The organism is Comamonas sp. JUb58, from assembly GCF_004364775.1.
GTDB lineage: Bacteria > Pseudomonadota > Gammaproteobacteria > Burkholderiales > Burkholderiaceae_C > Comamonas.
The window spans coordinates 57,881-75,903 of record NZ_SOAL01000015.1 but is presented as its reverse complement, the minus strand read 5'-3'; the positions used below and the strand labels follow the sequence as shown (position 1 = coordinate 75,903).

The following is an 18,023-nucleotide window of genomic DNA, read 5'->3' as shown; positions in this document are numbered from 1 at the left end:
TGCCCCTTCGTCATGCGGCGTCAGCGATTAACGCGCGTCCACAAAGCTCTTGGTGCTGTACAGGTCGGTAGACAGGCGCTTGAGCGCTGGCAGACCGGTCGTTGCATCCTTGGGCTGCGATTCGATGTAGTTGAAGAACACATCGGCATCGAGCACGCCGATGTCGAGGCGGCGCGCTGTAGGCACGGAGGCCAGGGTCTTGTAGCCGTCACCGCCGTTGGCGTTGAAGCTCAGCACGAACAGACGGTAGGTCTTGCCCTGGTCCAGCGCAGCCCATTGGCCGGTGGTGGTGTCGCGCACTTCGATGCCCGTGACACGGCTGCCAAAGGCGGCCTTGGCATTCACGTCAAAGCGCATGCCGCCGGTGTAAGGGTAAGGACCGGTCGAGCCACCAACACCGTACACGGCTTCCAGGCCGTCTTCGAGCATGCCCTTGACTTCGGTGCCGGTCACATCCAGGCGGAACAGCATGTTGCCAAACGGCAGCACCTGGATCGCATTGGCAGCGGTCACTTCACCGTTCAAAGGAATGCGCACGCCACCACCGCTTTGCAGCGAGATGTCGGCACCGCCGTAGTGTTCGTTGGCCACTTCCAGGTAGGACTGGGCCACCAGCTGCTGGATGTCGCCACCGCGCAGGCTGACGCTGCCTTCGGTGTTGCAGGCCGCGCTGGAGCGGCTGTAGTCCGAGCTGCCTTCGCCGCCCGGTACACGGCGCGAGCACAGCTCTTGCGGTGCATAGGCCACCTTGGTCACGTTGAAGTTGGCAACCTTTTCGGTGAAAGGCTTGAGCACGGCGGCGGCCTGGGCCGAAGGCGCGGTGATGCGCAGGAAGCCGGCGGCATTTACGCTGCTGATGATGGACGTGCGCTGGGCTTCGGTTGCGGCAGTGCCGGCGATCTTGAAATCATCGCCGATCAGCACGTGCGGCGTGCCTTCGCACTGGCTGACCACGCCGTCCTTGTCGAACTTGACCTTCAGCTCGCCCACGACTTGCGAGTATTCCCAGGCCTGCACGATGCAGACGGGCTTGCCGTCGAGGTCGGTGGTGTTGGTGGGGTAGGCACCGCCTGGCGTGCCCACACCGATGGTCTTCATCGCGTCTGGGCCCAGCAGGGTGTGCGAGTCACCGCCGACGATCACGTCCACACCGCGCAGCTTTTTGGCGATGGTGCGGTCGTTGTCGTAGCCAATATGGCTCAGCAGCACAATGCGCTTGACGCCTTGGGCCTGCAGCTTGTCGATCTCGCGCTGGGCCGCCACGGCTTCGTCTTCGAACAAGGTGTCTGGGTCCGGGCTGGACGAGGCCTTGGTCTTTTGCGCAATGGTCAGACCGACGATACCGATCTTCTGGCCGCCACGTTCCACCACGGTGGAAGGCGAGACCATGTTCGGTGCGCGGCTGGCGTTCAGGGCCGAGTTGGCGCCGAACTGCACGTTCGCGCTCAGCACCGGCGTGGTGCAGCCACCGGACTTGAGGCGGTCCAGGATGCCCTTGAGGCCCGAGTCGCCCTTGTCGAATTCGTGGTTGCCCAGGGTGTAGGCATCAAAGCACACGGTGTTGAGCATGGCCATGTCGGCCTCACCATCGGCACCTGCGCGGTTGAAGTACAGGGTACCGGTCACCGCATCGCCGGCGTGCAGCTTCAGCACATTGGTCGACTGGGCAGCGATCGCTTCGATGGCGGCCGTCACGCGGGGGAAACCTGCGGCGTCCACGGTCACGGCCGTGGTCTTGCCGTCCACGGGCAATTGCAGGGTGGCCGTCTTGCTGGCCAAGGTGGAGTGGTGGTCGTTGATGTGCAGGATCGTCAGCACATCGTCTTTTTCGCTGTCGTTGTCGCTGGAGCCGCCTCCACCGCAAGCCACCAACACGGCAGCCGCTACACCGCACACCGTCCAAACCATCACCTGACGTGCACCCTCTCGCACTGACAATGCAACCATTTCTGCTCTCTCCGTTTTGACAAAGAGCTCTATGGTTTGTCCGCTAGATGACGTAGGTGTGACTTTCTGTAATACCAAAGGGGCTTGTCAAGGCACCCGCTCCATGAAAAAACCGGCGTCCAGGACGCCGGTTGGATGGCTTGCCTGCGTGAAGCGCAGGCGGCAACCGCTGCATCACAGCACGGGGATGCGCCCTTCTTCCACCGCATGGCAGGCGACCTTCACGCCACCATCGTCCAGCAGCTGTGGGCGCTCGCTGCGGCAGCGCTCATTGGCCAGCGGGCAGCGCGGGTTGAAGGCGCAACCGGTGGGTGGGTTCAGCGGATTGGGCACCTCGCCCTGCACGGGGGTGCGCGCCTTGCCGGTGTCGTGCATCTTCGGAATGGCATCGAGCAGCATGCGCGTATAGGGGTGGCGTGGTTTGGCAAACAGGGTTTGCTTATCGGCCAGCTCTACAAGCCTACCCAAATACATGACACCCACCTGGTCGCTGACATGGCGCACCACCGCGAGGTTGTGCGAGATGAACAGATAGGTCAGACCGCGCTTTTTCTGCAGGTCCTTCATGATGTTCAGCACCTGGGCCTGCACGGAGACGTCGAGCGCCGAGGTGGGCTCGTCGCAGACCAGAAACTCCGGCTCGGTCGCCAGTGCACGGGCGATGGAGATGCGCTGGCGCTGCCCGCCCGAAAACTGGTGCGGGTACTTGAGCATGTCCATCGGCGCCAGGCCCACCTGCACCAGCAGCTCGGCCACGCGGGCCTTGAGCTGCTCGGTATTGGTGATCAGGCCATGCTCCTTGAGCGGCTCGCCAATGATCTGCTCGACCGACCAGCGCGGGTTCAGGCTGGCATAGGGATCCTGGAAGATCATCTGCACGCGGCGGCGCATGGCACGCGCGTTCGGGTCGCGGAAGGCGGCATGCGCATCCTGGCCGTCGAAGGTGAAGGTGCCGCGCGTGGGGCCGTACAAGCCCACCAACAGGCGCGCCACCGTGCTCTTGCCGCAGCCGGACTCGCCCACCAGGGCCAGGGTCTTGCCCTTTTCAATGTCAAAGCTCACGCCATCGACGGCGCGCAGCAGGCTGCGCGGCTTGCGCTCCAGCACCCGGTTGAGCCAGGGTGCGGACACATCAAAGGTCTTGGCCAGGTCACGGGCCTGCACCAGGGGCTGCTTGTCGCCCGCGTTTGGCAGCGCTGCTGCGTCCTTGTTCGTCATGGTTGCCATCTCGCTCATACCGTGTCCTCGGTGGCAGCCACTTGGGGCTGGTAATCGGGCGCATGCAGCCAGCAGGCGGCCTGAGTGGCGCCAGCCGTCATCAGCTCGGGGCGCTGCTCCATGCAGCGGTCAAACACCTGGGGGCAGCGCGGGTTGAAGGCGCAGCCCTTGGGGATGGCATTGAGCCGGGGCATGGCGCCATCGATCTGGTTGAGGCGTTCGCGGTCGGCTTCCATATCGGGGATGGACGCCATCAGGCCGCGGGTATAGGGGTGCGCCGGGTGGTTGATCACCTCATGCACCGGGCCGATTTCTGCAATACGGCCGGCATACATCACCGCGACCCGGTCACAGGTCTCGGCGATCACGCCCATGTCATGGGTGATCAGCATCACGGCCGCGCCACGGGTGCGGCAGATGTTCTTGAGCAGGCTGATGATCTGCGCCTGGATCGACACGTCGAGCGCGGTGGTGGGCTCGTCGGCCACGATCAGCTTGGGCTCGGCGGCCAGCGCCAGCGCAATCACCACCCGCTGGCGCATGCCGCCGGAGAACTGGTGCGGAAAATGGTCAATCCGCTCTTCGGCCGCCGGAATGCCGGTGTCCTTGAGCAGCTGGATCGCGCGCTGGCGCGCCTCGGTCGCCGAGAGCTTGAGGTGGGTCTGGATGGTCTCGATCAGCTGGCGGCCCACGGTGTAGAGCGGGTTCAGCGAGGTGAGCGGATCCTGGAAGATCGCGCCAATGCGGCGGCCCCGGATATGGCGCATCTTGTCCGCGGACAGGTTGTCGATGCGCTCGCCTTCGAGCACGATCTCGCCCGAGGCCACATGGCCTGGCGGCTCCAGCAGGCCGATGATGGATGCGCCGGTCAGCGACTTGCCTGCGCCCGATTCACCGACCACGCCCAGGATCTCGCCGGGGGCGATGGAGAACGAGATATTGTCCAGCGCCCGCAGCACACCATGGCGATTGGGAAACTCGACCACCAGATTTTTAACTTCCAACAATGACATCGTGGTTGTTCCTTATTCGTCTTGTGTCCGCACCATCAGCGCAGGCGCGGGTTGAGCGCATCGCGCAGCCAGTCGCCCAGCAGGTTGACCGACAGCGCGATCAGCACCAGCATCAGGCCCGGGAAGATGGTGATCCACCATTCGCCGGAGAACAGGTAGTCATTGCCCACGCGGATCAGGGTGCCCAGCGATGGAGAGGTGGGCGGCGCGCCCACGCCCAGGAAGGACAGGGTCGCCTCGGTGATGATGGCCGTCGCCACCTGGATGGTGGCCAGCACCATGACGGGGCCCAGCACATTGGGCAGCACATGCTTGACCATGATGCGCAGCGGCGCCACACCGGTAACGCGGGCGGCCTGCACATATTCCTTGTTGCGCTCGACCATCGTCGAGCCACGCACCGTGCGTGCGTATTGCACCCAGCCGGTCAGCGAGATCGAGATGATCAGCACGCCAAAGGCCAGCGATTCATTGGCATTGGGGAACACCGCGCGGCCCACACCTGCGATCAGCAGGGCCACCAGAATGGCGGGGAAGGACAGCATCACATCGCAGAGGCGCATCAGCACCGAATCGATCCAGCCGCCCTTGAAGCCGGCCAGCAGGCCCAGGCCCACGCCGACCACGACGGACAAGGCCACCGAGGCCAGGCCCACGATCAGCGAAATGCGGGCGCCATACATCAGCGCCGACAGAATGTCGCGGCCCTGGTCATCGGTGCCCAGGATGTACTTCCAGCCGCCCTCGTCGCTCCACACCGGCGGAATGCGCGCGTCGCTCAGCTCCAGGGTGGTCAGGTCAAAGGGGTTATGGGGCGCCACCCAGCCGGCAAACAGCGCGCAGAACACGCATACCGCCGCAATGAGGGCCGCCACGATGGCCGTGGGCGACTTGCGAAAGCTGTAGCCCACATCGCTGTCCATCCAGCGCCTGATTCTGTTTTTCATCGTCATCTTCTCTCTCTAATCGCTGGCCGCTGCAAGGCAGCGGCCCGGGGCGTTTACTTCTTCACCGTCATCCACTTGAAGGGCATGAAGCCATCGGCCATCTGCACCAGCTCCACGTTCTTGCTGACACCCCAGTTCATGAACTGCTGGTGCAGCGGCAGGTAGCCCACATCGTCGGCCACGGTTTGCAGCGCTTCGTGGATCGCCTGGTTGCGCTTGGTCGTGTCGGTCTCGGACTGCACCTGGTGGGTCAAGGCATCGACCTTGGGATTGCAGTAGTTGCCGTAGTTGAAGGCGCCGGCACCCTTGCCGTCATTGCAGTTCATCAAGGCCAGCAGCGGGTTGTGGGCGTCGTAGGTGGAGGGCGTCCAGCCGAGGATGTAGAAGGCGGTTTCGTTGCGCATGATGCGCGGGAAATACGTGCCCTTGGTCTCGGCATTGAGCTGCACCTTGACGCCGATCTTGGCCAGGTTGGCCGACACCGCCTGGCAGATGCGGCTGTCATTGATGTAGCGGTCGTTCGAGCAGTTCAAGGTCAGCGAGAAGCCATCGGGGTAGCCCGCCTCGGTCAGCAGCTTCTTGGCAGCGGCCGGGTCGTAAGGCAGGCGCTTGATGTCCTCGGGATAGCCATTGACGCCCTTGCCGATCAAGGTGGCCAGGTTGCCCGATGCGCCGCGCATCACCTGCTTGTGCAGGCCTTCGATATCGATGGCCTGGTAAAAGGCTTGGCGCACGCGCTTGTCCTTGAACGGGTTCTTACCCTTGACGCTGGAGTTCAGCAGCTCATCGCGCTTCTGGTCCATGCCCATGAAGATGGCGCGCAGCTCCGGTCCGGACACCACGCGGGTGCTGCCGGTGTTGGCCACGCGGTCCAGATCCTGCACCGGCACCGGGTCGATCACATCGACCTGGCCCGACAGCAACGCGGCCACCCGCGTGGCATCGTTGGCCACCGGCGTGTAGACGACTTCCTGCACATTGCCGTCGATCTTGTCCCAGTAGTTGGCGCTGCGGTTGAAGACGGTGCGCACATTGGGCTGGCGCTCGCGCACGCGGTAGGGGCCGGTGCCATTGGCCTTGAACGAGGCCGTGTTCTCGATGCCCTTGCGACGGTCCACCGGGTTGACAGCATTGTTGGCTTCGGACCAGGCCTTGCTCATGATGTAGACCTGCGAGATCATGCTCGGCAGGATCGGGGCCGGGTCCTGGGTCTCGATGTCGACCGTGTAGTCGTCGACCTTGCGCGTTTCCTTGATGGGGTTGGTGTAGGACTTCATGTCCGAACCTTCCAGCTGCGTGCGCATCATCGAGAACACCACATCATCAGCCGTGAACGGCGTGCCATCATGGAACTGCACGCCCTTGCGCAGGGTGAAGCGCCAGACGTTGGGCGAGATCTGCTCCCACTTGGTGGCCAGCACCGGGCGCAGGCTCAGATCCTTGTTGCGGCCGGCCAGGGGCTCGTAGACGTTGCCGGTCACGCTCAACTGCACCGTCTCATTGAAGGAATGCGGGTCCATGGACAGGGCATCGCCCTGGGAACCGATGCGCACGGTCTGCGCGCCGGCGGAAACATAGGCGGCAGCCAACATCGATACCAACAAGGTCTTGCTCATCGTGTGTTTCATCGTTTTCCCCTTTTCTGAAGTCCGGCCCAACCGGGGCCGGGTGCTGAGGCTTTAGCCCAATGCAAGTGGCATGCCACGCTCGACGATGCCGGCATGCAGCGCCGCACCCAGCGGCAGCACATCGTCATTGAAGTCGTAGCGGTTGTTGTGCAGCGGAATGATGTCGTCACCCACAGCCTGGCCCAGGCGCAGATAGGCGCCGGGCTTTTGCTGCAGCATGAAGGAGAAGTCCTCCGCACCCATGCTCGGATCCATGTTGCGCACCACCAGTGGCTCACCGACCAGATCGGCCGCCACATCGCCGGCAAACAGCGCTTCATCCGAGGTGTTGATCGTCGCCGGGTAGGAGCGCTCGTACTGCAGCTGCGCATTCACACCAAAGGCCAGGCCCAGCGCCTGGCACAGCTCGCCCAGGCGGCGCTCGATCATGTTCTGCACATCGGGGTTGAAGGTGCGCACCGTGCCCACCAGGGTGGATGAGCCAGGCGTCACGCTGAAGGCGGCCAGGTCACCGGATTGCACCGCGCAGATGCTGATGACGGCTGCATCGATCGCGCGCACATTGCGCGAGACGATGGACTGGATGGCGGTGATCAGATGGGCCGATGCCAGCACCACATCATTGGTCTGGTAGGGATGGGCACCATGGCCGCCCTTGCCGGTGATATTGATCTGGATGCGGTCAGCCGCCGCCATCATGGCGCCGGGGTTGATGCCGATCATCCCCTGGCGCATCGCAGGCCAGTTGTGCATCGCATAGACCGAATCGACCGGGAAGCGATCGAACAGGCCGTCCTGGATCATCTCGCGCGCACCGGCATAGCCCTCTTCGCCGGGTTGGAAGATCAGCACGGCGGTGCCGTCAAAATTGCGGGTCTCGGCCAGGTAGCGGGCCGCGCCCACCAGCATGGCGGTGTGGCCATCATGGCCGCAGGCGTGCATCAACCCCTGCTTGCCCGAACGCCAGCTGCAATTGCCCTGCTCGGTGATCGGCAGCGCATCCATGTCGGCGCGCAGGCCGACCATGCGGCCGCTGCCGTGCTTCTGGCCCCGGATCACGCCGACCACGCCGGTCTTGCCGATGCCCTGGTGGATCTCGTCCACGCCGCAGAGCCGCAAGGCCTCGCTGACGCGGGCAGCGGTGTATTTTTCTTCGAAACCCAGCTCCGGATTGGCATGCAGGTCACGGCGGAAGGCCGTCAGCTCCGGATGGATCTGGGCCAGGTGAGAAAAGGCGCGCGAGCTCGCGTTATAAGGCAGACGTGGCATCTCAGTGCCCTCCCGATTTTTCGACGCGCAGGCGCGGGTCAACAGCAAAATACAACAGATCGACCACGAGGTTGATCACCACAAAAATCAGCGCAATCAGGCACAGGTAGGCGGCCATGACGGGAATATCGGCAAAGGTCACCGCCTGGATGAACAGCAGGCCCATGCCCGGCCACTGGAACACGGTCTCGGTGATGATGGCGAAGGCAATCAGGCCGCCCAGCTGCAGACCGGTGATGGTCATCACCGGCACCAGCGTGTTCTTCAAGGCATGGCCAAAGTAGATGGTGCGGTTGCTCAGGCCCCGGGCCTTGGCAAACTTGATGTAGTCAGTGCGCAGCACTTCCAGCATCTCGGCGCGCACCAGACGCATGATCAAGGTGAGCTGGAAGACCGCCAAGGTGATGGCCGGCAGGATGATGTGGTGCCAGCCCTTGGCGCTCAGCAGGCCAGTGCTCCAAAAGCCCAGCTGCATCGTCGTGCCACGGCCAAAGCTCGGGAACCAGCCCAGATGCACCGAGAAGATCAGGATCAGCAAGATACCGATCAGGAAGGTCGGCAAGGACACGCCCAGCAGCGACAGGGTCATGAACACCTGGCTCATGAAGCTGCCGCGCCGCAGCGCTGCATACACGCCCATCGGCACGCCGATGACCAGGGCCAGCAAGGCGGCCACCATGGCCAGCTCGAAGGTCGCCGGGAAGCGCTCGGCAATCAAGGACGAGACCTTGGCGCCCTGCCGCAGGCTGATGCCGAATTCGCCCTGGGCGGCATTCACCAGAAAGTGCCAGAACTGCACAAAGAAGGGTTTGTCCAGCCCCAGCGCACTGCGCAACTCGGCAATCTGCTGTGGGGTGGCATCCTGGCCCAGCAGGAAGGTGACCGGGTCACCCACATACTGGAACAACATGAAGGAAATGAACGCCACGGCGATCATCACGATCACCGCCTGTATCAATCGGCGCAATATGAATGCAAACATGGCTGACTCTCATCGTGACAAACAGAGGGAAGGTGCCCAAGAAACCCTCTGCAAAACGCCCTGCCCTGGTCTGAACGCGGTATTAAACGATCCACATCCATCCCAACGGCGAGGGTTCTGCAGTGCATCCCCAGCACCCGTGTTGTCTGCCTATTCTTCTTTCGCTTTTTATGAAATGGCCTGCTGCCGCACCGGGCAGCAGGCCTGCAAACCGCTCAGCGCCGATCAGCGGACCGTCACCAGTTTGATGTCCACCCGGTTGTCTGCGCGGTGCACCAGGTCGATGTTTTTCTTCATCGCCCAGGGGATCACCTGGTCATACAGCGGCAGGTGGGAGACCGTGTCGTTGGACAGCTGCAGCCCCTCGGTCAGCATGCGGGTACGCACGGGTTGGTCGGTTTCCGTTTTGACGCGGTCCACCAGGTAGTCCATGCGCTCATTGCTGTAGCGGCCGACATTGTAATTTCCGTCCCCGCCCTTGCCGACGGTGCGTACTAGCGACTGCAGGCTGTAGAGCGAATCGAAGGTCGGTACGCCCCAGCCCAGCATGTAGATGCTGGCTTCGTTGCGCTGGATCATCGGGAAATAGGTGACCATCGGCAGGGTGCGCAGCTTGGCCTTGACCCCCACCTTGGCCCACATCGCCGTCACCGCCTGGCAGATGGCCTCGTCGCTGATGTAGCGGTTGTTGGGGCAGGCAAAGTCGACTTCAAAACCGTCGGGGTAACCGGCTTCGACCAGCAGCTTCTTGGCCGCATCCTGGTTGTAGGGCAGGCGCTGGCCCACTGCCTCAGTCCAGCCATTGACCTGCGGCGCCACCAGGGTGCCGGTGGGTTTGCCCAGGCCACGCAGAATGGTCTTGGTGATGGCCTGGATGTCGATGGACTGGTAGAGCGCTTGGCGCACCTTCTGGTCCTTGAGCGGGTTCTTGCCCTTGACGTTGGAGCCCGGCAGTTCGTCGCGGAACTGGTCCATGCCGAAGAAGATCGTGCGGTTTTCCAGGCCTTCCAGGATCTTCAGATCCGGGCTGGCGCGCAGGCGGTTCAGATCCTGAGGCGTCGGGTCCAGCAGCATGTCCACCTCGCCCGACAGCAGCGCGGCCATGCGGGTCGGCGCCGACTTGATCGGGGTATAGGTGATCGAGGTCACGTTGCCCGGCATCTGGCCCCACCAGTTGGGGTTCTTCTTGAGCACCATGCGCACATCGGGCTGCCAGGACTCGAGGATGAAGGGGCCGGTACCCATCGCATTGCGGTGGGCAAAGTTCTCGTCGGACTTCTTGATGTCCATCGGCTCGGTGGACTTGTTCTTCTCCGACCAGGCCTTGCTCATCATGCGCAGCTCGGTCATCTGGCGCAGCAGCACCGGGTTGGGGTCGACCATGAAGATGTCGATGGTGCCATCGTCCACCTTGACGACCTTCTCGATGCCCTGCACAAAGGGGCCGTAGTTCGAGGTCTTGGCCATCGCGCGCGTGAGCGAGAACACGGCGTCATCGGCGGTAAAGCTCGATCCGTCCTGGAACTTCACGCCCTGGCGCAATGCAAAGCGCATCTGCTTGGGAGTCACCTCTTTCCAAGAGGTGGCCAGCAGCGGTTCGACCGCGAAGGTCGTGCTGTTGTAGGTAACCAGGGTCTCGTAGACGTAGGGATGAATGGCGTTGTGCAGGCCATTGTTTTGCGCGTGGATATCCCAGCTGGCGACATCGGCCTGGCTGGCCCACTTGAAGGGCTTGGCCTGGGCCACGCCAGCTGACAAAACGGTGGCTACCGCTATCGCAACCAGAGCAAGAGAAGGCTGTTTCATAAGTCCTCGCAGAATAGTAGTGCTTCACTATGCCGCAAGGAATCGATCTTCCGCATGGTGCTTCCCCCAAGGCGGGGATATTCCCGAGTCCCGTTTATTTCTGTTAGGTGACGGGCAAAAGCAGGTGTTTTGTCGGGCAAAACACGGCTTCTTCTGCCAAATAGGGAAAGGGCTGCATCACAGGGCCGCGACGGCCTCCGCTCGCTCTATCCGCAAGAAAGCAGAACAGCTGCATCTTGAGGTCTATCAACAGCGATACAGCGTGCTGCTTGTAGGAAGGCTGCAACAAGGCGCGCAGCGGCAGCCCTTGGCGTTGGCAGAAAGGAACAGCAGGCGGCGGGGTTTGAAGCCGATCTATGGCTTGGCCTCCGCAGCAGGCATCAGGCATTCCAATGCGCGAGCCAGCTTTGATGCTACCGCAACAGTGTCTGTAGCACCTCCAGCCCCCAGAGCAACGCACAGCGAACAGGCATAAAAAAAGCCCGTCTTTCGACGGGCTTTTTGCTTTTCAGTTTGAGTAGCTAGGTCACCCTAGCCATTCATTAGAAAGCGTGACGCACACCAACGGTGATAGCGTTTTGGTTCTTGCCAGCGCCAGCTGGGTCGATGCCCAGGCCGTTAGCCGACAGGCTCATGGTTTCGCTCTTCTGGTTCTTCAGGAAAGCGTAGGTGCCGTACAGAGCGGTGCGCTTCGACAGGTTGTGGACATAGCCCAGCGACAGCTGGTGAGCCTTGCCTTCGATTTCCTTGTTGTCGTAGTAGTTGTAAGCCAGACGGGCTTCGCCAGCAGCGCCGACAGCAGCCGTTGCGCCCAGACCAGCGGACTGGAACTTAGCCTTGCTGCCACCACCAACTGGGGTGCTTTGCACTTGACGGATCAGACCCGACAGCTTGAAAGCGCCGAAGTTGTAAGCAGCGCCCAGACCCAGGCTTTGTGCCTTTTCGAAGCTGGCGGTAGGATCGTTTTGTTGGTCGAAACCAATGCCGGCGCTCAGAGGGCCGTTGTTGTAAGCAGCGGTCACGCCAACATAACGCTTAGCGGAGCTGTCACCAGCGGTTTCGCCGAAGCCGTAGTTCACGCCAGCGGTGAAGCCGGACATGTTAGGCGTGTAGTACGAAACCATGTTGCCCACGCGAACTGGGTCGCCGAAGCCGTAGGTGCCGTTGCCGAAGCTGAAGTTTTGGCCGATACCAACTTGGCCGAACACGTCGTAGCCGGAAACCACGTTGTAAGCGCTGGTCAGTTCACGACCCAGACGCACTTCACCGAAGTTGCCCATCAGGGACACGGTGGAACGACGCTTGAACTCGAAGCCAGGACCTGCAGCGCCGCCGCCGGAAGCGGTACCGCTGTCGTTCTGGATTGCGCCTTCCAGCCAGAAACCAGCCTTCAGACCGCCACCCAGATCTTCCACGCCGCGGAAGCCCAGACGGCTGGTGGCGTTACCGGAGTTGGTCAGACCGTAGTTGCTTTCGCCACCGCTGGTCTTAGCGTAGGTCACGCCAGCATCAACGATACCGAACAGGGTCACGGAAGATTGAGCCATTGCGGCGCCGGAAGCGGCCAGCACTGCCAAGGCAACAAGAGATTTTTTCATTGCGAGTTACTCCAAGGTTTAACAGACGGCGCTGGTACGGGGGGGTTGATGTCAGCCTCACGGTTCTGCACAACTTCTACCTGCTCCCGCGCCAACCTCCTAGTGTGGAAGTTCTCTCTATTTCAACAGACCGCAGGCGGTTGCGCAAACAAATTCCCCCACTTGAGGACCTATTCGCTGTAAATCGTTGCTTGAGTGCAACGTTTAACGAATGTCAGCCGCCGTCCAATTTTTCGACAAAAATTTGCTGCAAAACAAGCCGTTTCAGAGGAGATTCGCCATGTTTGCAGCGGGGTGTATTCTACTGGTTAGCATGGCAACCTATGCAAGAACGACTCCTTTGCGCAGCAGATACTGCGCTGCGCACCCTGTTTGCAACGCCGCGTGCGGCCAACCCCTCGCCCGCTGCCGGCATGGACGAGGCGGACCTCAGTCCTGAGGAGAAAAAACTCTCCGCCTCTTATATGCGGGTCAACCATGTGGGCGAGGTCTGCGCGCAGGCGCTCTACACCGCCCAGGCCATGGTGACGCGTGATGAGCATCTGCGTGAGCACCTGCTCGAAGCCGCCCAGGAAGAGATGGACCACCTGGTCTGGACCCACCAGCGCCTGCAGGACCTGGGCGAGCGCCCCAGCCTGCTCAACCCGCTGTGGTTTGCCGGCGCTTTTGTGATCGGCACCGTGGCAGCCAAGGTCAGCGACCGTGCCAGCCTCGGCTTTGTCGAGGAAACGGAAAACCAGGTGTCCTTGCACCTGCAGTCCCACCTGGAGCTGTTGCCAGCGCACGACGCACCATCGCGGGCCGTCGTCAGCCAGATGAAAGCCGACGAGGAACGCCATGCCGCCGCAGCGGTGGACGCCGGCGCCCTGCCCGTGCCCCTGCCCGCCCGGATGCTGATGAAGATCGCCTCCAAGGTGATGACTGTTACGGCGCACCATATATAAAGAGAGCCGACCGGCCACAGAAACCGCCGGCCAAGCTGCCCAATAAAAAGCCGCCCTGCAAGGCGGCTTTTCTACAACATCGCTTGCGCGCTGCGCTTTTAGGCTTCCACCAGGTCAAACCCCGTGGTGATCTCGGCCGTCTTGCTCAGCATGATGCTGGCCGAGCAATACTTCTCGTGGCTCATTGCGATGGCGCGTTCCACAGCGGCTGGCGGGATGCCCTTGCCGGTGACGGTGAACTGCATATGGATCTTGGTGAACACCTTGGGTTCGGTGTCGGCGCGCTCCGCCTTCAGGGCCACGGTGCAGTTTTTCACATCGTGGCGGCCGCGCTTGAGGATCAGCACTACGTCATAGGCGGTGCAGCCGCCGGTGCCGGCCAACAGCAGCTCCATCGGGCGGGCGGCCAGGTTCTGCCCGCCGTTGGCCGGGTTGGCTGCGTCAGGCGCGCCATCCATGGCCACCACATGGCCGCTGCCGGTTTCTGCCACAAAGCCCATTCCCGAGCGGGCGCCGCTCGCACCCGTCCACGTTACCGTGCATTCCATTGCAACTCTCCAAAAATCAGACGCCACAAGTGTGGCAGATCTGCCCTAACCCCTGCTATTTGTTGCTGTCTATCAACAGCATTGGGGAAAAAAATGGTTGCGGGCATTATTTTGCTGCATCGCAACAGAAACATCGCTATACTTGGACTCATCTGCTGCTCCACAGCTAGGCGATGCCAAAACTGCTGGATGTAGCTTGCAAGTTGTCTCCTCCACCTCTCAATGGTGGTTTCAAGCCCCTGATTCACATCAGGGGCTTTTTTTCTGCCCGCCTCCGGCGCAAATCCACTGCCGGTCCGCTCCAGTGAACGCCAGCGGTTATAGTGCATCGGTCTCTCGATCACCTGATGCTCGCCACCCCCGCCCATGCCGCCACCCGCGCATGCCCCGCTGGCTGGCGCATCAACCAGGCGCGCCATCCGCATGCGCTACCTTCTCGTTGCCTCTTTTCTCTAGCGTGCATCCCTATGCCCTCCAAGACTGCTGCCGCGCTGACGCCGGCCGATTACCTGAAGAAAATTCTCACAGCGCGTGTCTATGACGTGGCCATTGAATCCAGCCTGGACTCGGCCAAGAACCTCAGCCGCCGCCTGCACAACAAGGTGCTGCTCAAGCGTGAAGACCAGCAGCCGGTATTCAGCTTCAAGCTGCGCGGCGCCTACAACAAGATGGCCCACCTGACGGCCGAGCAGCTCAAGGCCGGCGTGATTTGTGCCTCGGCAGGCAACCACGCCCAGGGCGTGGCGTTGTCGGCCAGCCGCATGGGCACCCGTGCCGTGATCGTGATGCCCACCACCACGCCGCAGGTCAAGGTCGATGCGGTCAAGGGCCTGGGGGGCGAAGTGGTACTGACCGGCGAAAGCTTCAGCGATGCCTATGAGCACTCGCTCAAGCTGCAACAGGAACAGGGGCTGACCTTTGTCCACCCCTTTGATGACCCCGATGTCATTGCCGGCCAGGGCACGATCGCAATGGAGATCATGCGCCAGGTGCAGAAAATCGGATCCTCGCCGCTGAATGCGGTCTTTGTCGCCATTGGCGGCGGCGGCCTGATCGCCGGCGTGGCCAACTACATCAAGGCGGTGCGGCCCGAGATCAAGGTCATCGGCGTGCAGATGAACGACTCGGACGCAATGATCCAGTCCGCCCGCGAAGGCAAGCGCGTGGCGCTGAACGATGTGGGCCTGTTTGCCGATGGCACCGCCGTCAAGCTGGTGGGCGAAGAGACCTTCCGCGTCGCCCATGGCCTGGTCGATGAATACATCACCGTCGACACCGATGCCGTCTGCGCCGCGATCAAGGACATCTTTGTCGACACCCGCTCCATCGTCGAGCCCTCAGGCGCCCTGGCCGTGGCCGGCATCAAGCAGTATGTGGCCAAGAACAAGACCAAGGGCGAGACCTATGCCGCCATCCTGAGCGGCGCCAACATGAACTTCGACCGCCTGCGCTTTGTCGCCGAGCGGGCCGATGTGGGCGAGGAAAAGGAAGCGCTGTTTGCCGTCACCATCCCTGAGGAGCGCGGCAGCTTCAAGCGTTTCTGCGAAGTCATCGGCAACCTGCCCGGTGGCGCACGCAGCGTGACCGAGTTCAACTACCGCATCAGCGATGACCGACGCGCCCATGTCTTTGTCGGCATCTCGACCAACAGCAAGGGCGAGTCGGAAAAGATCTGCCGCAACTTCCAGAAGAACGGCTTTGAAGCGCTGGACCTGACCTTTGACGAGCTGGCCAAGGAGCATGTGCGCCACATGGTGGGCGGGCGCTCGCAGCTAGCGCAAGACGAGCGCCTGCTGCGCTTCATCTTCCCCGAGCGGCCCGGCGCGCTGTTCAAGTTCCTGAGCCTGATGGCCCCGAACTGGAACATCTCCCTCTTCCACTACCGCAACCAGGGCGCGGATTACGGCCGCATCCTCGTGGGCATGCAAGTGCCCCAGGAAGACTCGCAGAGCTTTGAGCAGTTCTTGAACAACCTGGGCTACCCCTGGATCGAAGAGACCCAGAACCCGGCCTACCGCTTGTTCCTGCAGGCCTAAAGCCCAACCACCCCAGCCGCAGCATGCAAGCCTTGCGCCATTTTCTGTTGGCGGTGCAGTTTTTCACCCGCATTCCGGTCACCGGCAAGCTGGGCGAATGGGTGGGTTACAGCCCCGAGATGCTGCGCGCCAGCGCTGGCCACTTCCCCGGCGTGGGCTGGATCGTGGGCCTGGTGGCCGCTGGTGTGCTGGCCGCCAGCAGCCTGCTGCTGCCATCTGGCAATAGCTACAGCCCGCTGGTCGCTGCCGTGCTCAGCACCTTGGCCACCGTGCTGCTCACCGGCTGCTTCCATGAGGATGGTTTGAGCGATGTGGTCGATGGCCTGGGCGGCAGCCACCAGCGTGAGCGCGCGCTGGAAATCATGAAGGACTCGCGCATTGGTGCCTACGGCGCCATGGCCATGGTGCTGGCCGTGCTCAGCAAGACCGCCCTGATCGCGCTGCTCGCCAACCACAGCCTGTCGCTGGCCATGGCGAGCCTGGTGGCCGCCCATGTCATCGCCCGCCTCTGGCCCATGTTTGTGGTGCGCAGCCTGCCCCATGTGGGCGACAGCGCCTCGTCCAAAAGCAAGCCGCTGGCAGCCTTTATCAGCCGCAAAGGCCTGGCTTGCTGCCTGGCCTGGTCCTTGCCCGCCGCCCTGCTGCTGGGTCTGGCCCAGGGCTGGGTGGTCCTGCTGCTCGCCCTGGTGCTCAGCGCCGCCGCTGCGCTGTGGATGCGCCAATGGCTGCAGCGCCGCCTGCAAGGCTTTACCGGGGATGGCCTGGGCGCTGCCGAGCAGGTCAGCGAGATAGCGTTCTACCTGGGTGCAGCGCTGTCGCTGGGCCCTGCTGGCGGTTGGCTGACCAAGGTGCTGGCATGACGGCGCTGTGGCTGCAGCGCCATGCCCAGCCGCTGGTAGCGCCGGGCGTCTGCTATGGCCGCACTGACATGGCCGCTGATGACAAGGCCACCGCCACCGCCGCACAAGCGCTGCAAAGTGCCTGGGCGGCTGAAGCGCTGCCGGCCGGCACCGTCTGGCACTCCCCGCTGCAGCGCTGCGCACAACTGGCCACCGCCTTGCAGATACAGGCACCCGCATTCCAGCTAAGCGCCTGCAACGATCTCGCAGAAATGGACTTTGGAGCCTGGGAAGGCCAGCGCTGGGACGGCATTGCGCGCGAAGAAATGCAGGCCTGGACAGCTGACTTTATGGCCTATGCGCCAGGCGGCGGTGAATCACTGGCCACGATGATGGCGCGCGTCACGCGTGCGCTGGATGCCGCACGCCAGCAGGCGCTGGAAACCGGCCAGCCCGTTCTCTGGATCAGCCACGCTGGCGTCGCGCAATGCGCGCATTGGCTGCTGACCAGGGGCCAAAGGCTGCCGCTGGCCAAGGACTGGCCTTCGGTCAAACTCGCTTATGGGGAATGGCTCCGATTGCCGCTGTTCGGCGATCTGTGAGCGCTACTGCAAGCGCCCAACAAACTTTTACGTAAAGCCTAGGCGATCAGTCGCGCAGCGAACCCGTGCTGCGGTCCACATTGGCCGCAGCCGCAGGCACTGGCGCAGCAGCTTGCGGGGCTGCAGGTACAGCATTCGCGGCATTGGCCGGAATCGGTGCAGCCACCACATCCACCGGACGCAAGGCAGGCAGGTTGATGGTGACAGCCGCCGGGCCATCGACACCAGCACCCAGGCTCACGGCGCGCGGTGCATCGCTGCGCAGCGCCTGCAGCACCAGGCCATCGGCGACGGTAGCGCCCACGCGGAACACCTTGGCCGGCTGGTCATCCACGGCGATGACGGCAGCGCCACCGCCACTGTCCTTGCCCACCATCACGCCCAGCAGGCGCCAGCGGGTGGGGGCAGCAGGAGCGGCAACAGGCGCGCCATCCTGCACACCAAAGAGGCGCGCCATCGCGGCGCCATCAACCTGCACCTGGGCTGGGCCACCGGCCTGGGGGGCCGACAGCACCTGGCGCGGCGCCGACAGCTTGAGCCCCCAGAACACCGCCAATGCCGCAGCGCCAGCCCATAAAAGGCCGGCCGCCAGCCGAGGAGACCAGGGGTTGCGTGATAGTGTCACCATTCGCAGATTATGATGCAC

Annotated in this window: 16 protein-coding genes; 4 read left to right on the top strand and 12 right to left on the bottom strand. The window is 62.7% G+C overall.

Features of this window, described 5'->3' with window-relative positions; translation table 11 throughout:
• Positions 1–27: 27 nt before the first annotated feature.
• From EDF71_RS16850 to EDF71_RS16810, 9 genes are all read right to left on the bottom strand, one after another.
• A complete protein-coding gene (locus tag EDF71_RS16850; protein WP_243854342.1) occupies positions 28–1,908 on the bottom strand; it encodes a 5'-nucleotidase C-terminal domain-containing protein in 1,881 nt (626 codons plus the stop codon).
• 213 nt (positions 1,909–2,121) lie between these two features.
• Entirely contained in the window at positions 2,122–3,174 is a 1,053-nt protein-coding gene (locus tag EDF71_RS16845) for a dipeptide ABC transporter ATP-binding protein (protein WP_243854341.1), read from the bottom strand.
• A 5-nt stretch (positions 3,175–3,179) separates the two neighbouring features.
• Positions 3,180–4,178 (bottom strand): ABC transporter ATP-binding protein, encoded by a 999-nt coding sequence (locus EDF71_RS16840; protein WP_133857717.1) that lies wholly within the window; start codon positions 4,176–4,178, stop codon positions 3,180–3,182.
• A gap of 35 nt (positions 4,179–4,213) precedes the next feature.
• Complete coding sequence (locus EDF71_RS16835; protein ID WP_133857716.1) at positions 4,214–5,125, bottom strand: ABC transporter permease; 912 nt, start codon at positions 5,123–5,125, stop codon at positions 4,214–4,216.
• Positions 5,126–5,178: 53 nt separating this feature from the next.
• Positions 5,179–6,753, bottom strand: a complete 1,575-nt coding sequence (locus EDF71_RS16830; protein ID WP_133857715.1) for an ABC transporter substrate-binding protein — start codon at positions 6,751–6,753, stop codon at positions 5,179–5,181.
• Positions 6,754–6,804: 51 nt separating this feature from the next.
• Positions 6,805–8,022, bottom strand: coding sequence for a M20 aminoacylase family protein (locus tag EDF71_RS16825; RefSeq protein WP_133857714.1), 1,218 nt, complete (start codon positions 8,020–8,022; stop codon positions 6,805–6,807).
• 1 nt (position 8,023) lies between these two features.
• On the bottom strand, positions 8,024–9,004 hold the full coding sequence (locus tag EDF71_RS16820) for an ABC transporter permease (RefSeq protein ID WP_133857713.1): 981 nt from the start codon (positions 9,002–9,004) through the stop codon (positions 8,024–8,026).
• 225 nt (positions 9,005–9,229) lie between these two features.
• On the bottom strand, positions 9,230–10,810 hold the full coding sequence (locus tag EDF71_RS16815) for an ABC transporter substrate-binding protein (protein ID WP_133857712.1): 1,581 nt from the start codon (positions 10,808–10,810) through the stop codon (positions 9,230–9,232).
• A gap of 542 nt (positions 10,811–11,352) precedes the next feature.
• Positions 11,353–12,408, bottom strand: a complete 1,056-nt coding sequence (locus EDF71_RS16810) for a porin (RefSeq protein WP_133857711.1) — start codon at positions 12,406–12,408, stop codon at positions 11,353–11,355.
• A gap of 323 nt (positions 12,409–12,731) precedes the next feature.
• On the opposite strand from EDF71_RS16810, the gene coq7 reads away from it, so the two are divergent.
• On the top strand, positions 12,732–13,352 hold the full coding sequence (coq7, locus tag EDF71_RS16805) for a 2-polyprenyl-3-methyl-6-methoxy-1,4-benzoquinone monooxygenase (protein WP_133857710.1): 621 nt from the start codon (positions 12,732–12,734) through the stop codon (positions 13,350–13,352).
• 98 nt (positions 13,353–13,450) lie between these two features.
• On the opposite strand, the gene EDF71_RS16800 is transcribed toward coq7, so the two are convergent.
• Both EDF71_RS16800 and EDF71_RS16795 read right to left on the bottom strand, forming a co-directional pair.
• Positions 13,451–13,900, bottom strand: coding sequence for an OsmC family protein (locus tag EDF71_RS16800; protein ID WP_133857709.1), 450 nt, complete (start codon positions 13,898–13,900; stop codon positions 13,451–13,453).
• On the bottom strand, positions 13,885–14,325 hold the full coding sequence (locus EDF71_RS16795) for a hypothetical protein (RefSeq protein WP_133857708.1): 441 nt from the start codon (positions 14,323–14,325) through the stop codon (positions 13,885–13,887). Before EDF71_RS16795 ends, EDF71_RS16800 begins: the two co-directional genes overlap by 16 nt.
• Positions 14,326–14,367: 42 nt before the next feature.
• Here EDF71_RS16795 and ilvA point away from each other — a divergent pair, with 42 nt between their 5' ends.
• Genes ilvA through EDF71_RS16780 form a run of 3 tightly spaced genes read left to right on the top strand, consistent with a single transcriptional unit; the run spans position 14,368 to position 17,377 of the window.
• Complete coding sequence (ilvA, locus tag EDF71_RS16790; protein ID WP_133857707.1) at positions 14,368–15,936, top strand: threonine ammonia-lyase, biosynthetic; 1,569 nt, start codon at positions 14,368–14,370, stop codon at positions 15,934–15,936.
• Positions 15,937–15,959: 23 nt separating this feature from the next.
• A complete protein-coding gene (gene cobS, locus EDF71_RS16785) occupies positions 15,960–16,796 on the top strand; it encodes an adenosylcobinamide-GDP ribazoletransferase (protein ID WP_133857706.1) in 837 nt (278 codons plus the stop codon).
• Positions 16,793–17,377 carry a histidine phosphatase family protein gene (locus tag EDF71_RS16780; protein ID WP_133857705.1) on the top strand — a complete coding sequence of 195 codons (585 nt, stop codon included), beginning with the start codon at positions 16,793–16,795 and terminating at the stop codon, positions 17,375–17,377. The genes cobS and EDF71_RS16780 overlap by 4 nt, the downstream gene beginning before the upstream one ends.
• A gap of 46 nt (positions 17,378–17,423) precedes the next feature.
• On the opposite strand, the gene EDF71_RS16775 is transcribed toward EDF71_RS16780, so the two are convergent.
• Positions 17,424–18,005: a type II secretion system protein N gene (locus EDF71_RS16775; protein ID WP_133857704.1), complete on the bottom strand. Its 582-nt coding sequence runs from the start codon at positions 18,003–18,005 to the stop codon at positions 17,424–17,426.
• Between the last annotated feature and the right edge of the window lie 18 nt (positions 18,006–18,023).

Excerpts from the sequence above, each read along its gene's own strand:
- EDF71_RS16850 (WP_243854342.1), bottom strand. The coding sequence starts at position 1,908 with ATGGTTTGGACGGTGTGCGGTGTAGCGGCTGCCGTGTTGGTGGCTTGC.
- EDF71_RS16845 (WP_243854341.1), bottom strand. The coding sequence starts at position 3,174 with ATGGCAACCATGACGAACAAGGACGCAGCAGCGCTGCCAAACGCGGGC.
- EDF71_RS16840 (WP_133857717.1), bottom strand. The coding sequence starts at position 4,178 with ATGTCATTGTTGGAAGTTAAAAATCTGGTGGTCGAGTTTCCCAATCGC.
- EDF71_RS16835 (WP_133857716.1), bottom strand. The coding sequence starts at position 5,125 with ATGAAAAACAGAATCAGGCGCTGGATGGACAGCGATGTGGGCTACAGC.
- EDF71_RS16830 (WP_133857715.1), bottom strand. The coding sequence starts at position 6,753 with ATGAAACACACGATGAGCAAGACCTTGTTGGTATCGATGTTGGCTGCC.
- EDF71_RS16825 (WP_133857714.1), bottom strand. The coding sequence starts at position 8,022 with ATGCCACGTCTGCCTTATAACGCGAGCTCGCGCGCCTTTTCTCACCTG.
- EDF71_RS16820 (WP_133857713.1), bottom strand. The coding sequence starts at position 9,004 with ATGTTTGCATTCATATTGCGCCGATTGATACAGGCGGTGATCGTGATG.
- EDF71_RS16815 (WP_133857712.1), bottom strand. The coding sequence starts at position 10,810 with ATGAAACAGCCTTCTCTTGCTCTGGTTGCGATAGCGGTAGCCACCGTT.
- EDF71_RS16810 (WP_133857711.1), bottom strand. The coding sequence starts at position 12,408 with ATGAAAAAATCTCTTGTTGCCTTGGCAGTGCTGGCCGCTTCCGGCGCC.
- coq7 (WP_133857710.1), top strand. The coding sequence starts at position 12,732 with ATGCAAGAACGACTCCTTTGCGCAGCAGATACTGCGCTGCGCACCCTG.
- EDF71_RS16800 (WP_133857709.1), bottom strand. The coding sequence starts at position 13,900 with ATGGAATGCACGGTAACGTGGACGGGTGCGAGCGGCGCCCGCTCGGGA.
- EDF71_RS16795 (WP_133857708.1), bottom strand. The coding sequence starts at position 14,325 with ATGCGGATGGCGCGCCTGGTTGATGCGCCAGCCAGCGGGGCATGCGCG.
- ilvA (WP_133857707.1), top strand. The coding sequence starts at position 14,368 with ATGCCCTCCAAGACTGCTGCCGCGCTGACGCCGGCCGATTACCTGAAG.
- cobS (WP_133857706.1), top strand. The coding sequence starts at position 15,960 with ATGCAAGCCTTGCGCCATTTTCTGTTGGCGGTGCAGTTTTTCACCCGC.
- EDF71_RS16780 (WP_133857705.1), top strand. The coding sequence starts at position 16,793 with ATGACGGCGCTGTGGCTGCAGCGCCATGCCCAGCCGCTGGTAGCGCCG.
- EDF71_RS16775 (WP_133857704.1), bottom strand. The coding sequence starts at position 18,005 with ATGGTGACACTATCACGCAACCCCTGGTCTCCTCGGCTGGCGGCCGGC.